The organism is Endozoicomonas sp. (assembly GCF_031844845.1).
GTDB lineage: Bacteria > Pseudomonadota > Gammaproteobacteria > Pseudomonadales > Endozoicomonadaceae > Endozoicomonas.
Genome location: NZ_JAVRMB020000060.1, coordinates 1 through 15,270, shown reverse-complemented (window position 1 = coordinate 15,270; position 15,270 = coordinate 1). Strand labels below are relative to the sequence as shown.

Genomic DNA, 15,270 nt, shown 5'->3' with positions numbered 1-15,270 from the left:
TGGCGGGTTTTAAAAAACAGCAGTCTCAAGTCATGGTGGATGTTCATCAAGAGGTGAGACCGGCAGTTGATGAACTAAGGGCGATGATTTCAGCCTTCAAACGTGATGTTTTCCAACATGAAGGTGGGCTGGATCCTCTTGATATGGCGCTCTTGCTATTGTCTCTGGAAGATATGGATGACCTGACTCTCTGGATTCGATCAATGGTCATCCATATGCAACAGATTTAAGGGCTTAATATCGCTGTTAGCGGATCAAATAATAATCCATAATTTCTGTCGTATTACTCAACGATACACTCGGTTCGCTTTTTCTGAGTTTTTTCCAGATATTTCTGAAAATCTCTTGGTAGTCGACCCGTCGTTGAACCTTCCCAGAGTACCGTTTCTCCAGCCATATTTTTATATTGAAAGCTATGTTTAGCGGCAGTTCGCCGACGCTTATTGCTTTTTCCTGGCTCGGTAAGGTTGTCGAAATCAGACAGTGTAATACCAAGGTCGGTCATTTCTTTCTGAATAGCGGCAATATCGCTCATTTTTTTTTGTCGTTTTACATCCTCTTTAACTCTGGATTGCAATTTCTCCCCATGCACTTCTTTAAGGCGGTCCAGCATTTTTTCCAGATCCTGGACACTGACATCCTTAAATAGTGAGCGGATCCGGGATTTACTGCCCAGTCGATGATGTAACTCATCCAGTAATGTCATTGCGTATCCTCGGGTTACCTATTCAATAGGAATAAAAATAATGTATTTTGTTTAATTGGCAAGGAATCACTCAATTCATGTGTTCTCGATAATTGTTTATATTCGGTTTTAACCCTCTTGCTAAACGAAAAGACCTTGCGTTCTAAGGACGCTTATTTTGAATTAAAACAACTTTAGCCAGGTTAGCATTTGAGTGAACCTGACTGTCAGTCGATAAAAAACAGTAATCCGGTTAGCCATCAAGACAGTTTAATGACCAATATGTCAGGACGCTTTTTCTTACCCACCGTACTTTTGTTGCTGACCTATGGCTTTTGGGTTAGCCCAGAGCTGCAGGTGATTACTGCTGGAGTCGTTATTTTTCTCCTGGGTATGGTTTACCTTGAGAAGGGATTTAAGGTCTTTACCGGTGGTTTTCTGGAAGCCCTTCTGCAGAAAACCACAGACCGCCTCTGGAAAAGTTTAACCTTTGGTATAACGACGACGGCCGTTCTGCAGTCCAGTTCTCTGGTTTCTGTGATTATTATTTCATTCCTCAGTGCCGGGCTGATTGGTTTAACGGCAGGGGTCGGCATTATTTTTGGTGCCAACCTGGGCAGTACCCTGGGGGCGTGGCTGGTGGCGATTTATGGCATGAAAATAAAACTGGCTTCTTATGCAATGCCTTTATTGGTCTTTGGATTGATTTTAAGAACCAGGCAGGAGAAAAATTTCAGTGGCCTGGGGTATATCTTACTGGGCATTGGCTTTCTTTTTCTGGGTGTGGATTACATGAAGGAAGGATTTGAAGCCTTTCAGAATGTGATCGACTTCAGCAGTTTTTCCATGGAAGGCTGGCGGGGAATCGTGGTTTATATCCTGTTTGGCATGCTGGCGACGATCATTATGCAGTCAACCAATGCAACGATGATCCTTGCTTTCTCAGCCCTGGTGGCAGGACAGCTGACTTATGATAACGCACTGTGTCTGGTCATTGGCTCCAACGTAGGAACGACAATAACGGCTGTACTGGGTGCTGTGGGTGGCAATGCCGCCGGTAAAAGGCTTGCTGTCGCCCATATTATTTTTAATGTACTGACTGCAGCACTGGCTATTTTGTTATTACCGCAACTAAAGGTGCTGGTGGATATTATTGCCCAATGGCTGTTGATCAATGAGGATGACTACACGCTGAAGCTGGCTTTATTTCATACTATTTTTAATGTGTTGGGTATTCTGGTACTGCTGCCATTTATTAAGCTGCTTATTCGCTGGCTGGAAACGCTGTTTGTTGATCCTGCCCGTCAGTGCCATTTAAATCTCGCTAATGAGGAGTATGCGGAGATTGACCGTGCCCGGTATTTAACCCCTGCGGTGCTCAGTTACCCCGATACAGCACTGCGGGCGCTGACCAAAGAGTGTGATCATCTTTATCGAAATACCCTTGAGCTGATTTGCTATGGCATATATCTCTCCGGTGACCGGTTAAGAGAGGCGGACAATCTGACAGAGCTGGTCAATAACTGGGTGAGGGATGAACAGCCATGGACCATCAAAGAGTTGTATATCCGGCATATTAAAGGCGTTTACGCCGATATTATTCATTACTCGGGGGCTATTGAGGGAAATCTCCCGAGACAGCAGGCACAGGAGTTATTCGGGCTGAAGGTAGCCTGTCGTGATTTTGTCCGGGCGATCAAGAATGTTAAGCATATCTATAAGAATATGGGGCTGTACCTTCATTCTGACAATGAGCAAATGCGGCATCAATATAATCAGCTGAGACTGTGTCTTGCTTCAGTGTTGAAGCTGGTTGATTTGTTGGGAGTTCGACGAAATTATGACCATATTCGCCAGCACGCTGAACAACTAAAACAGGAGCTGAGAGAGCAGGATGAGCAAATGCACAAAACATTAAATGAGCTTATTCGTTCCAATCAGGTTGACTCGTTTATGGCCAGTTCGCTGATGAATGACAGTGCTCATGTGCATGATGCCTGCACTAACCTGATTGATGGCGCGGTGATTATGCTGACCAGAGATCGTGAAGAGTATCGCGAAATTGACTTGAATTTTGATACCCGGCCTAATCCTGACAAGAGCCGTTGACCGTTGACCGCTTCCCGAAAAAGATAAGAATCGATTTCGGAATAAACTCTCTCTGTTTCAGGACAAGTTTTCACTTCGTTCATCCTGAGCCTCCCGATCGAAGCTGGGCTGAAGGTCTGGCCCGGATACTTCTTAAAAGGGTTAGACTCCGCTGATCAGGATTGGTTGCATGAAAAGCCAATGATTAACGGATATCGACAAGATTGAACGCGAGAACTCATTCCCACGGCCCCTGTGGGAATGCATACCGAACCCGCTAACATTCTTTTATTTCAGCTATACTTGTCCAATTAATTGAACAACTGGTGCTGATTATGAATGTTATCTCTTACTCTGAGGCTCGGAATAATCTCAAGGCCGTCCTGGATCAGGTGGTGGATGACGCCAAACATACTATTATCCACCGGCGGGATGGGGAAGATGCTGTGGTTATGTCCCTGGAAAGCTACAACAGCATTATGGAAACCCTGCATTTGATGTCTTCCCCCAATAATGCAAAGCACTTGAACGAATCCATTGAACAAATAAAAAAAGGCCAGATCCTTGAAAAAGGGCTGGATGATGAGTGAATCCCTCCGTTTACTCTGCTGGTCAAAAAATGCATGGGACGATTATCTTTACTGGCAGGAGCAGGACAGGAAAACCCTCAAACGCATCAATCGCCTGATCACAGAGTGCCTGCGTGAGCCTTTTGTCGGTATGGGCAAGCCGGAACCGCTGAAAGGAAACTGGCAGGATTTCTGGTCCCGGCGGGTCAACGATGAGCACAGGCTTGTCTATCAGGTAACGGAAAAGCATCTTGTGATTGCTGCCTGCCGGTTCCACTATTAAGAAATATTCCGTTAATAATTTCCCTGTTTTTCTCACTGCAGAGGCACGGAGGAGGACGCAGAGAAAAGACGTTCTTTCTTCCTCCGTGTCCTCTGAGCCTCTGTGGTGAAAGAGGAAGTTATTTTTTCGCCCTCGTTCCCACGGTCCTCCGAGGGAATGAGGTTTTCGGAGGGTTGTGCGACAGCTTCCTGCGCGAGAGTGACGACGGTATGGCTATTTGAGCTAACTTTTCTGGCAACTGGCAACTGATTAAGCCACCACTAGCTTAAAGCCTATCCTGGCAAGGTAACTGCGTTCTGCCTCAAAGTTTGCTGCCGTCAAAGGGTGCTGCTCTATCCAGCAATCCGGAAAAAACAGGGATATGGTTGATCCTGATGCACTCATTGAATACTCCGGTAAAGAATCATCACGGCCATGGCTGAGTACGCTGGCTATTCGGAGCAATATAGTAAGATGCAGCAATCTGCGAGACATCTCTTTAGGCCACCCGGAGAGCAATGACTTGGATATTGAGCGCCGGTGACCTCTGACTAACAGGGCCAGCTGGCGCTGCTCACCCTTACTGAATCCCATCAGGTCAGAATTGTCGATCAGGTAAGCTCCATGGCGATGGTATTGTGTATGTGAGATATCCAGCCCGATTTGGCATACCCTGGTTGCCCGGGAGAGTAGTTCAAGATCTTCTGCACTCAGCTGCCAGGTATCAGCAACCATGGAAAAGCAGTTCTGGGCATGGGTCATCACCCGCAATGCCTGATTTTCATCGACATGATAGCGACTGATAAGCGCGTTAATCGTGCGCTCCCGGACATCTTCGTGACGATCACGACCAAGCATATCGTGTAGAACACCTTCTCTCAGGGCTCCGTCAGAGTAGCGCATTCGTTCTATACCGAGCGCATCGAAGCCTGCTATCAGGATGGCAAGGCCCGCTGGAAATATTGTCTGGCGGTCGGGTTTTAACCCCGGGAAACGCACCCGATTGATCTGGTTGAACTTGAGTACTTTCTGTTTGAGCATCTCAAGGCTATCCCGGGTGATGGTCTCGCTTTCTCCCGTGGCCTGAAGAATACTGCTGACCGCACGAATTGAGCCAGATGAGCCCACGGCATCAACCCAGCCCTGCCGGGTAAATGCTTTCTCAATATTCAGCAGTTCCAGTCTTGCTGCGTAATAAGCAGACTGGAATCGTTGTGGCGTTAACTCTCCTGAACCAAAAAAACGGTCGGTAAACACCACGCAGCCCATATGAAGGCTTTCCATAAGCTTTGGCTCGAAACGTTCGCCAATGACAAACTCAGTGCTTCCTCCGCCTATATCCATAACCAGACGACGCTCATTATCATCAGACTGAGTTTGGGCAACGCCCAGATAAATCAGACGGGCCTCTTCCCTGCCGGCAATAATGTCAACGGGGTAGCCCAGGATGGATTGTGCTTTTTCAACAAACGCGTCACTGTTACGAGCTTTTCGTAACGCATTGGTACCCACAACCCTGACCGCTTGAAATTTGTGGCCAGCAAGGTATTGGGCAAACTGCTTCAGACAGCTGAACCCGCGTTTCATTGCGTCAGCGGTAATCTCATCATGTTCGTTAAGGCCAGCTGCTAACTGAACCTTCTTGCCCAGCCTTTCAATGGGTCGAATTTCACCCTGATCAACCCTGGCGACAATCATGTGAAAACTGTTGGAACCAAGGTCTATGGCTGCTACCAATGGCAGGCTGCTGGACTTTTCACGCCCTTGTTGTGTCATGACATTTCACTGTCTGTAGATTGAAAATATTAGGCTTTTCACTGTTGCCAGCCGGTTGTTCAGTCAGAATAGCAAAACTGAGGTGCGTTCCGGAGCATAACAGATGTTAAGAGGTTAACTTTAATAGAATTATCCTCACCATATTATCGACTAGGCTACCTGAAACAAAGCAGTCAAAAGCGCATAAATATGACGGCTTGCAGGGTGATAATGGTCTGGTGGTTCGTTAGTCGATGGTATTTTTATAGAAAAAAAACCACAAAATTCCACGAATAAGGCATAATAAGTCAGTTCTGGGCCGGTAAAACCCTTAGACAGCCTACTTGGTGTGTCCGTGGACAAGGCTCCCGGTTAAACTTTTAATACTTTATATAAATACTTTATAAGTACTATTTTAAGTACCATGGTTAGGAGATCCATTCCATGAGCGAAATTGTCAAAGTGACAGATGACTCCTTCGACGAAGTGGTTCTGAAGGCGGAAGGTCCGGTGCTGGTTGACTATTGGGCCGAATGGTGTGGTCCTTGCAAAATGATTGCACCGGTGCTTGATGAAATTGCTCAGGATTACGAAGGAAAGCTTACTGTCTGCAAGCTGAATATCGATGAAAATGAAGCAACTCCGCCTAAATATGGTGTGCGTGGTATCCCTACGCTAATGCTGTTTAAGGGGGGTAATGTTGAGGCTACCAAAGTGGGAGCGCTGTCCAAATCACAGCTGACTGCTTTCCTGGACAGTAATTTGTAATTGCTGTCAATTATGGGTGGTTATGACATAAACAGAGCCACCCATTTAAGCCTTTTTGACGGCTTTTTGTGTCGATTTTTATGTCGGTTTTTATGTAGAGACTGATTAAAATGTTAAACCAATGCAGTTGATGTAGTCTTTATTCTTGATTATTTTCCAGAAAAGGATATAGACTGTTATATCAAAGGGCTGTCAGGAATCTACTGCCCAATCAGGGAAAAGGCCCAGACTGGGCTGCCGTTATAAACACTCGCAGGCATCAATCAACACATAGCTGTTCTAGTATCATAATAAACTAAAAACTTTCTGATCTTCCTGCAAAGACAACGGCCTCTTACCTTTCAATTTAACATTCGCAAACTACTGGTTATGCATCTTACCGAACTGAAAAAAAAGTCTGTCCCTGAACTTCTGGCGATAGCGAATGAAATGGGTCTCGAAAACCTTGCCCGTTCCAGGAAGCAGGATGTAATTTTCACCATACTTAAACGCCATGCTCGCAGTGGTGAAGATATTTATGGTGATGGTGTTCTGGAAATTCTCCAGGATGGTTTTGGTTTCCTTCGTTCAGCAGATAGCTCTTATCTGGCGGGACCGGATGATATTTATGTATCTCCCAGTCAGATCCGTCGATTTAATCTGAGAACGGGCGATTCGATTTCCGGAAAAATCCGGCCTCCAAAAGAAGGTGAACGCTATTTTGCCCTTCTTAAGGTTAATGAAATCAATTTTGACCAGCCTGAAAATGCCCGTAATAAAATCCTTTTCGAAAACCTGACGCCTTTATTTCCTCAAAAACGTCTCATGATGGAGAGGGGAAATGGTGCAACAGAGGATTTAACGGCTCGGATCATTGATCTGGTGGCGCCCATCGGGAAAGGTCAGCGTGGTCTGATTGTGTCTCCGCCAAAAGCGGGTAAGACGTTGATGTTGCAGAATATTGCTGCCAACATCGCCAGAAATAATCCGGAAGCTCACCTCATTGTTTTGTTGATAGACGAACGTCCGGAAGAAGTGACGGAAATGTCCCGTTCTGTCCACGGTGAAGTGGTCGCCTCTACTTTTGACGAGCCTCCTTCCCGGCACGTTCAGGTTGCCGAGATGGTGCTGGAAAAGGCCAAGCGTCTGGTTGAGCACAAAAAGGATGTGGTGATTCTGCTCGACTCTATTACCCGTCTGGCTCGTGCTTACAACACCGTTATTCCATCATCTGGCAAGGTGTTGACCGGTGGTGTCGATGCCCATGCTCTTGAGCGCCCCAAGCGGTTCTTTGGGGCTGCCCGTAATATTGAAGAAGGCGGTAGCCTGACCATTATTGCAACGGCCCTGGTGGATACTGGCTCCAAGATGGATGAGGTTATCTTTGAGGAGTTCAAGGGTACCGGTAATATGGAGCTTCATCTGGATCGCAAAGCTTCTGAAAAGCGAGTATTCCCTGCTATTGCTATCAACAAATCAGGTACTCGCCGGGAAGACTTGCTGACCACTGAAGAAGAGCTCCAGCGCATGTGGATTCTGCGTAAGATTCTGCACCCAATGGATGAAATTCAGGCTATTGAGTTCCTGCTCGATCGAATGAAGCATACCAAAACAAATAATGAATTCTTCCAATCCATGAAGCGGAAGTAATTCTTTATTTGTCTGATGAAGACTGTGAGATGTGTCTCTATTTACACCATCACAGTCTTCTGTGCAGGGGCTAAGCCTGAGGGCTCCTGCAAATCCTTTCTATATAATAAATAACCGTCACCAACGTCTTTATTGCCCATTTCAACAGAAGTCGTTTTTCATCGTCTGGAGTGAAAGCTACCAGAGCCTGAAAACTGCCAGAGCCTGAAAGACAGAGCCAAAGAAGAAATACCCCATGAAATACAAGGATCTCCGGGACTTCATTGACCAGTTGGAAAAACAGGGTGAGCTCAAGCGCATTAAGGTTGAAGTTGATCCTGTACTGGAAATGACAGAAATTTGTGACCGCACGCTAAAGAAAGGCGGTCCAGCCCTGCTGTTCGAGAACCCGAAAGGTTATGACATACCCGTTCTGGGTAATCTGTTTGGTACTCAGAAGCGTGTAGCCATGGGGATGGGGCAGACCGATATCAGTGCGCTTAGAGAGATCGGTGAGCTGTTAGCCTACCTGAAAGAACCAGATCCCCCCAAGGGGTTCAGGGACGCCATTGAAAAGCTTCCGCTGTTCAGGAAGGTGTTGAATATGGCGCCTAAAGTGGTGAAGTCTGCGCCATGTCAGGAGGTGATACTTCAAGGTGATGAGATCGATTTGACCCGGCTTCCCATACAGACCTGCTGGCCAGGTGATGTCGCGCCATTAATAACCTGGCCACTGGTGATTACCCGGGGACCGGAAAAAGAGCGTCAAAACCTTGGGATATACCGTCAGCAACTTCTTGGGAAGAATAAGCTGATTATGCGCTGGTTGTCTCATCGTGGAGGCGCCCTTGATTTCAGAGAGTGGCAGAAAAAATTTCCTGATATGCCCTTTCCGGTTTCAGTGGCCCTGGGCGCAGATCCCGCAACCATTCTTGGTGCCGTTACACCCATACCAGACTCATTGTCAGAATACGCGTTTGCCGGCTTGCTGAGGGGCAGTAAAACAGAGCTGATTAAAAGCCGTATTAATGATTTGCAGGTACCCGCCAGTGCAGAGTTTGTACTTGAAGGTTTTATCTACCCCGGGGAAATGGCGGATGAAGGCCCCTATGGTGATCATACCGGTTATTACAATGAGGTTGAGTCATTCCCGGTGTTTACGGTGGAGTGTGTGACTCATCGGCGTAATCCTATCTATCACAGCACCTATACAGGACGCCCACCGGATGAGCCGGCAATACTGGGGTTGGCTTTTAACGAAATTTTTGTCCCTATTCTCAAGAAACAGTTCCCGGAAATCGTTGATTTTTATCTGCCTCCGGAGGGTTGCTCTTATCGACTGGCTGTCGTTACCATGCGTAAAGAGTATCCCGGGCATGCCAAGCGCGTTATGTTAGGGATCTGGTCATTCCTGCGACAGTTCATGTATACCAAATTTATCATTGTTACCGATGATGATGTGAATGCCAGGGACTGGAATGATGTGATATGGGCCATGACGACTCGTATGGACCCAAAGAGAGACTCTGTCTTTATTGAGAATACCCCCATTGACTACCTGGACTTTGCGTCACCTGTCGCTGGTCTTGGATCAAAAGTCGGGTTTGATGCCACCAACAAGTGGGAGGGCGAAACGACCCGTGAATGGGGGACGGCAATCTCAATGACAGATACCGTCAAGGAACGAATCGATGAACTCTGGAGCCAGCTGGGCATCGATAGCGAGTGATCGTTTTTATGATTGGTCGTCATCTGTCCGGTGAGCCTGGCAGGTAACGCAGGTTGGGTCGAGCGAATGCGAGCCCCAACAGACTATCTGCATCATCGGTAAAATTGTTGGGGGCTCACTCCGTTCGACCCAACCTACATGTCAAACGCATTGAAACCATGTATTAGTGGCTTAATGCGATTCGAGTTTTTAGAGGTAGCGATTTTCGTGCAGATCAACCAGATTACCACGCAGACTTTTCAGGTTTCAGATTTTCAGTTGCTATCAGAAGATGTGTATCGGGTTATCTTGCAGTGTCAGCAGGGATATGTACCTGACTATAAGGCAGGGCAATACCTTGAGATACTGTTGGCGGGTGGTGAGGCCTGCGCCTTCTCTATTGCCAGTCCGCCGCTCCCCGGGCAGAAAGAGCTGGAGCTCCATATTCAAAAGCTACCAGACAGGGCTAACTCTATTACGCTTTTTAATGAGCTTGAAAGAGGCAGGGTTTCGGTAAGGATGCCAAAAGGTCGCTGTTTTTTACCGAAGGGTGTAGAGACAGTCTCCAATAAACAACTCGTGTTTATTGCCGCCGGGACTGGCTTTGCCCAGATGAAAAGTATGATCGAGTTCTCCCAGTCCCAACCAGGGAGCACAGATATTTACTTTTACTGGGGTGCGCGTTCTCCGGAAGGCTTTTATATGCCTAGCCTTCCGGTTCACTGGTCTTCGCCACATTTCCACTATCACCCGGTGGTTAGCGAAGCGCCTGAAGACGGTGGCTGGCAAGGGCGGCACGGGCTTTTGTTTGAAGCCGTAATAGACGACAAAGCATTTTTTACTGATAGCGAAGTTTTTATCAGTGGATCTCCACAAATGGTTTATGCAACTTTTGATGCACTGGTAGCACAAGAATTTAAAGCAGAGCATATCCACTCCGATGTCTTTGAATATGCGCCAAGATTCTGATAGCTCTTGATTACAAAGAGCCATTACAAACGGAGACTGTAACCCGGCAGATACCTGATAAATACGACAGTATTTTATATATGTATTTTGTCGTATTTTATCAGGCCGTGGAAAAAGCCCAACCCTTGTCTATATTCAAATCGAGTATAATCAATACAAGGTACGGTATTCAGTATGCAACCAACACCCTCAAAAACAGATCAGGCAGGATTGAAAAATAGTCGGGTCCGGCAGAAAAACATTCAAATTATTCTTCAGGCTGCAGAAGATGAGTTTGTAGCCAGTGGTTTCAAAGGGGCATCCATTCGTGATATTGCCCATCGAGCGGGCTTACCTAAAGCCAATGTACACTATTACTTTAACAGCAAGCTTGAACTGTACGGAGCTGTTCTCAATCACATTATGGAGTTATGGCAATCGGTATTCAGTGGTCTTAATCCAGACGATGATCCTGCGGTCGCATTGAGACAGTTCATCAGGGCTAAAATGGACTATGTACTGGCTCACTCCAATGCTTCGCGTATATTCAGTAGTGAGATACTGCACGGTGGTCAGCATATAAAGGGGCATTTACAGCCATTTAATGACTGGATTCAGGAAAAGTCCGAGGTGATCAGAGGCTGGATTGAGCAGGGAAAAATGAAGCCGGTTGATCCGGTTCATCTTTTGTTTACTATTTGGGCAACCACTCAATATTACGTTGATTATAGCCCTCAGGTTGCTTCTGTTTTAGGGAAAGAAGAGCTTGAGTCGGAAGATGTAGAGGCCTATAAAGAAAGTATTTGTCAGATGATTCTGGGTGGCTGTGGAATAAATAGCTAAATACTAGAGATGTAGAATTTTTTATAGGGATTTATGTTGTTCAGGGGGTAAAACGTCATCGGATTAAGCCTCGAAAGGCTTATCCGAAAGACCGTCAAACGGATTATTAAACCGCTTATCAGCCTTTTTTTATCAAACAAAGTATTCTGCAGGTTAACCTGCAGAAACGACCTCAACGTTATCCACCTTCTGGAACCCTCTGGGCAGCTTGTTTCCTCTTCTTCCCCTCTCCCCCTGATAATGCTCAAGATCGCCGGGTTTTAAAGTGACATGCCGCTTACCAGCAAAGAGAGTGAGAGCATCACCCTCGTTAATGATGGCTAACTGGCTCATCAATTCGCTCCGGTCAGCGGCACGGGCTGAAGCGATATTAATGATTTTATTTCCTTTACCCCGACCCAGCTTTGGCAGGTCCTGCAATGGAAACATCAACATTCTTCCCTCATTGGTGATAGCAACCAGCATCGGGTTATTGCCATGAACCGGAATGGGTGTCAGAACACAGGCATTTTTGGGCAGGCTCAGAAGCGCTTTACCCGCTTTATTTTTACTGACCATATCCGCAAACTGAGCAATAAAACCGTAACCCGCATCACTGGCCAGCAGATAACAGTCTCCACTATCGCCAATACACAAACCTTCAAACGTTGCTCCGGAAGGTGGATTGACGCGCCCGGTTAACGGTTCTCCCTGGCCTCTTGCGGAAGGAAGGGTATGGGTTGGAATTGAATAGGCTCGTCCTGTTGAGTCTAAAAATACCGATGTCTGGTTGCTTCTTCCTTTAGTGGATAAACGATATTCGTCGCCAGACTTATAATTAAGCGTTAATGGATCGGCATCATGTCCTTTGGCGCAGCGAACCCATCCTTTGTTAGAAAGGACTACGGTTACCGACTCAGACACCATAAGCTCAGTTTGTGATAATGCCTGTGCTTCTGATCTAGTGACAATAGGTGAGCGGCGGTCGTCGCCAAAGCTTTCAGAGTCTGCCTTTATTTCCTTTTTAATAAGTGTCTTCAGGCGCCTTTCTGAGCCAAGAATCAGTTCAAGTGAGTTCCGCTCTTTCTCAAGTTCATCCTGCTCGCTACGAATTCTTACCTCTTCAAGTTTGGCGAGATGGCGCAGCTTAAGGTCAAGAATGGCTTCAGCCTGAATATCTGAGAGTCCAAATCTTTCCATAAGGACTGGCTTTGGCTTATCTTCGGCGCGAATAATTTCGATGATTTCATCAATATTCAAAAAGGCGATCATCAGGCCTTCAAGAATATGAAGCCGGCTGAGCACTTTATCCAGTCGATACTGTAGACGACGGCGTACGGTATCAATCCGCCAGACAATCCACTCACTGAGCATTTTATCCAATGCTTTAACCTGTGGTCTGCCATTCACACCAATCATGTTCATATTAACCCGGTAGGTTTTTTCCAGGTCGGTGGTGGCAAACAGGTGATTCATCAGGCTTTGGGCATCGACCCGGTTTGACTTGAGCACAATAACCAGTCGTGTCGGGTTTTCATGATCTGATTCGTCACGAAGGTCGGCAACCATTGGCAACTTTTTGGCCTGCATCTGTGCGGCAATCTGTTCGAGGATTTTCGCTCCGGAAGCCTGGTGAGGAAGGGCGGTAACAACAATGTCCCCAGTATCCTGTTGATAAATAGCACGCATTCGCAGAGACCCCTTTCCCTGCTCGTACATTTTGATCAGATCTGCCCTGGGGGTAATCAGTTCGGCTTCCGTTGGAAAGTCTGGCCCCTGAATGTACTGACAAAGGTCAGCAACGTTTGCCCCGGGGTTTTCCAGTAAGTGAATACAGGCATTGGCCACTTCCCGAAGGTTGTGGGGAGGAATATCCGTTGCCATACCGACAGCAATACCCGTTGTGCCATTCAGCAGAAGATTCGGTAAACGGGCTGGCAGAATCGAGGGTTCGTCAAGGGTGCCATCAAAGTTGGGAACCCAGTCCGCGGTTCCCTGGCCAAGCTCAGCCAGTAAGGTATCGGCGTATTTAGTGAGGCGGGATTCAGTGTAACGCATGGCGGCAAACGACTTGGGGTCATCCGGAGAGCCCCAGTTACCCTGACCATCAACCAGCGGATAGCGATAAGAAAAAGGTTGCGCCATCAGCACCATGGCTTCATAACAGGCGCTGTCCCCATGGGGATGAAATTTACCCAGCACATCACCTACGGTACGTGCAGATTTTTTGAACTTGGCGGTATTTTTCAGGCCAAGTTCGCTCATGGCGTAAACGATGCGCCTTTGGACCGGCTTGAGGCCATCCCCAATATGAGGCAGGGCACGATCCAGAATGACGTACATGGAATAATTCAGGTACGCATTCTCTGTGTATGCTCTTAGGGACTGACGTTCAACTCCATCGTCACCAATAATGATCTGATCCGTCATGCTTAAACCTGTTCGAGAAATCGGATAACCAGCTGGCAATGATACCAAGTATCTTGTATGACATTAAATTATCATGCAGTAAAAAATAGGGGGGAGGACTGGCTGTATGAAGTTACGGGTTTCTTTGGTACCTGAATCCGTAACTTCTTAATTATCGCAGAAAATTTTTGTCAATCAGCTTATAAGCTGACTGCTGTTTATTCTCTAATTCCTGATAGTTAAGATAGTGATTGCAAAATGTAGCTATTTTTTGCTCTGAAGGTTATGAAAATGATAGTTTTCTGGTAATTCGACCAAATAAAACCCCTGCCAACTTTCGACAGTATTTCAAGATAACGTTATTTTATCCTTCTCATGAAGCGTGACTACGCTACCCACAATAATCAAGGTGGGTGCTTTTACTTTTTCCGACGCAATCACGCCATTGATGGTATCCAGGGTCCCGATAAAAACACGCTGATTACGGGTCGTGCCCTGTTGAATCAAGGCAATGGGGGTTTTGGCATCCCGTCCGTGACTGATCAGCTCCTGACAGATACGTGGCAAGCCCAATAACCCCATGTAAAAAACCAGTGTCTGGTCGGGGTCCAGCATTTCACGCCAGTTGAGAGGGTAACTACCATCTTTTAAATGACCGGTAACGAACCGAACCGACTGAGCATGATCACGATGGGTCAACGGAATACCGGCATAGCTGGCACAACCAGAGGCTGCGGTGATACCGGGCACTACCTGAAAAGGAATACCCTCACTGGCCAGAGTCTCAATCTCTTCTCCACCTCGACCAAAAATAAATGGATCACCGCCTTTCAGCCTTACAACGCGCTTACCCTGTTTCGCCAATTGCACAAGCAGTGCATTAATCTCTTCCTGTGGCCGCGCATGACGATCTCTTTTCTTACCCACATAAATGTAATCAGCATCCCGGCGGCAAAGAGCCAGAACCGCTTCTGACACCAGCCGATCATGAAGCACCACATCCGCCTGTTGCATCAACCTTAATGCTTTGAATGTCAGAAGATCAGGGTCACCAGGGCCACCGCCGACCAGATAAACCTCACCGATTTTCTGCTCAGAACTTTTCAGCAGGGTTTGCTCAATAAGAGCCCGGGCTTCATTAAGATTGCCCATTATCGCTTTTTCAGCGGCGGGCCCGGCCAACACCTTTTCCCAGAAATAACGACGGTCATTAATCCGACTGAATTTAGCCTTAACCATATCGCGACATTCACCAGCCAGAGCCGCCAGACGACCGTAGCCCTGTGGTAACAGCGTTTCCAGTTTTTGGCGGAGTAATCGGGCAAGCACCGGGGCTTTGCCACCGGTTGAAAAGGCAACGATAACGGGGGAGCGATCAACAATCGCTGGCATCACGGCATTACCCGCATCAGCATCATCAACCACATTTACAAAGAGATGACGTTGTTTGGCGGATAAAGCGACCCGACGGTTCACCTCAGGATTATCCGTAGCGGCAATAACCAGACAGATGCCGTCCAGATCAGTGTCTTCAAACACTTTTTCCAGTAACTGGTCATCTGTGTTTGACAGGTATTCCTTAATGTCTGATGAAATGCCTTTGGCAACGACTCTGACCATGGCACCGGATGCTTTCAGAAGCCGGATT

Annotated in this window: 13 protein-coding genes; 9 read left to right on the top strand and 4 right to left on the bottom strand. The window is 46.9% G+C overall.

Annotation, left to right across the window (positions count from 1 at the left end; genetic code table 11):
- Nucleotides 1-230: hypothetical protein (locus RM811_RS02725; protein WP_402520530.1), on the top strand; the 230-nt coding region annotated here is incomplete at its 5' end.
- Between the two features lie 53 nt (nucleotides 231-283).
- On the opposite strand, the gene RM811_RS02720 is transcribed toward RM811_RS02725, so the two are convergent.
- Nucleotides 284-706 carry a hypothetical protein gene (locus RM811_RS02720; protein WP_402520528.1) on the bottom strand — a complete coding sequence of 141 codons (423 nt, stop codon included), beginning with the start codon at nucleotides 704-706 and terminating at the stop codon, nucleotides 284-286.
- Nucleotides 707-895: 189 nt separating this feature from the next.
- Between RM811_RS02720 and RM811_RS02715 the strand changes: the two genes are divergently transcribed.
- The 3 genes from RM811_RS02715 (at nucleotide 896) to RM811_RS02705 (ending at nucleotide 3,625) form a co-directional block, all read left to right on the top strand.
- The gene (locus RM811_RS02715; RefSeq protein ID WP_402520526.1) at nucleotides 896-2,794 is read left to right on the top strand and encodes a Na/Pi cotransporter family protein; all 1,899 of its coding nucleotides are present in this window, start codon (nucleotides 896-898) and stop codon (nucleotides 2,792-2,794) included.
- Nucleotides 2,795-3,108: 314 nt separating this feature from the next.
- Nucleotides 3,109-3,363 carry a type II toxin-antitoxin system Phd/YefM family antitoxin gene (locus RM811_RS02710; RefSeq protein WP_402520524.1) on the top strand — a complete coding sequence of 85 codons (255 nt, stop codon included), beginning with the start codon at nucleotides 3,109-3,111 and terminating at the stop codon, nucleotides 3,361-3,363.
- Complete coding sequence (locus RM811_RS02705; protein WP_402520522.1) at nucleotides 3,353-3,625, top strand: Txe/YoeB family addiction module toxin; 273 nt, start codon at nucleotides 3,353-3,355, stop codon at nucleotides 3,623-3,625. Before RM811_RS02710 ends, RM811_RS02705 begins: the two co-directional genes overlap by 11 nt.
- Before the next feature lie 249 nt (nucleotides 3,626-3,874).
- Here RM811_RS02705 and ppx read toward each other — a convergent pair whose 3' ends face one another.
- The gene (gene ppx / locus RM811_RS02700) at nucleotides 3,875-5,380 is read right to left on the bottom strand and encodes an exopolyphosphatase (RefSeq protein ID WP_402520520.1); all 1,506 of its coding nucleotides are present in this window, start codon (nucleotides 5,378-5,380) and stop codon (nucleotides 3,875-3,877) included.
- Between the two features lie 423 nt (nucleotides 5,381-5,803).
- Between ppx and trxA the strand changes: the two genes are divergently transcribed.
- From trxA to RM811_RS02675, 5 genes are all read left to right on the top strand, one after another.
- Entirely contained in the window at nucleotides 5,804-6,127 is a 324-nt protein-coding gene (gene trxA, locus RM811_RS02695; protein WP_402520518.1) for a thioredoxin TrxA, read from the top strand.
- 369 nt (nucleotides 6,128-6,496) lie between these two features.
- Nucleotides 6,497-7,756: a transcription termination factor Rho gene (rho, locus tag RM811_RS02690; protein ID WP_402520516.1), complete on the top strand. Its 1,260-nt coding sequence runs from the start codon at nucleotides 6,497-6,499 to the stop codon at nucleotides 7,754-7,756.
- A gap of 235 nt (nucleotides 7,757-7,991) precedes the next feature.
- A complete protein-coding gene (gene ubiD, locus RM811_RS02685; RefSeq protein WP_402520514.1) occupies nucleotides 7,992-9,464 on the top strand; it encodes a 4-hydroxy-3-polyprenylbenzoate decarboxylase in 1,473 nt (490 codons plus the stop codon).
- A gap of 207 nt (nucleotides 9,465-9,671) precedes the next feature.
- On the top strand, nucleotides 9,672-10,412 hold the full coding sequence (locus tag RM811_RS02680; RefSeq protein WP_402520512.1) for an NAD(P)H-flavin reductase: 741 nt from the start codon (nucleotides 9,672-9,674) through the stop codon (nucleotides 10,410-10,412).
- Nucleotides 10,413-10,586: 174 nt separating this feature from the next.
- Nucleotides 10,587-11,234: a TetR/AcrR family transcriptional regulator gene (locus tag RM811_RS02675; RefSeq protein WP_402520510.1), complete on the top strand. Its 648-nt coding sequence runs from the start codon at nucleotides 10,587-10,589 to the stop codon at nucleotides 11,232-11,234.
- Nucleotides 11,235-11,387: 153 nt separating this feature from the next.
- On the opposite strand, the gene parC is transcribed toward RM811_RS02675, so the two are convergent.
- Both parC and cysG read right to left on the bottom strand, forming a co-directional pair.
- Nucleotides 11,388-13,643, bottom strand: a complete 2,256-nt coding sequence (gene parC, locus RM811_RS02670; RefSeq protein WP_402520508.1) for a DNA topoisomerase IV subunit A — start codon at nucleotides 13,641-13,643, stop codon at nucleotides 11,388-11,390.
- A gap of 327 nt (nucleotides 13,644-13,970) precedes the next feature.
- A partial coding sequence (cysG, locus tag RM811_RS02665) for a siroheme synthase CysG (protein ID WP_402520506.1) occupies nucleotides 13,971-15,270 on the bottom strand: 1,300 nt, incomplete at its 5' end.

What these genes read in the sequence shown, in the direction of transcription:
- RM811_RS02720 (WP_402520528.1), bottom strand. Translation starts at nt 706, where the DNA reads ATGACATTACTGGATGAGTTACATCATCGACTGGGCAGTAAATCCCGG.
- trxA (WP_402520518.1), top strand. Translation starts at nt 5,804, where the DNA reads ATGAGCGAAATTGTCAAAGTGACAGATGACTCCTTCGACGAAGTGGTT.
- ppx (WP_402520520.1), bottom strand. Translation starts at nt 5,380, where the DNA reads ATGACACAACAAGGGCGTGAAAAGTCCAGCAGCCTGCCATTGGTAGCA.
- RM811_RS02705 (WP_402520522.1), top strand. Translation starts at nt 3,353, where the DNA reads ATGATGAGTGAATCCCTCCGTTTACTCTGCTGGTCAAAAAATGCATGG.
- RM811_RS02675 (WP_402520510.1), top strand. Translation starts at nt 10,587, where the DNA reads ATGCAACCAACACCCTCAAAAACAGATCAGGCAGGATTGAAAAATAGT.
- parC (WP_402520508.1), bottom strand. Translation starts at nt 13,643, where the DNA reads ATGACGGATCAGATCATTATTGGTGACGATGGAGTTGAACGTCAGTCC.
- RM811_RS02710 (WP_402520524.1), top strand. Translation starts at nt 3,109, where the DNA reads ATGAATGTTATCTCTTACTCTGAGGCTCGGAATAATCTCAAGGCCGTC.
- ubiD (WP_402520514.1), top strand. Translation starts at nt 7,992, where the DNA reads ATGAAATACAAGGATCTCCGGGACTTCATTGACCAGTTGGAAAAACAG.
- rho (WP_402520516.1), top strand. Translation starts at nt 6,497, where the DNA reads ATGCATCTTACCGAACTGAAAAAAAAGTCTGTCCCTGAACTTCTGGCG.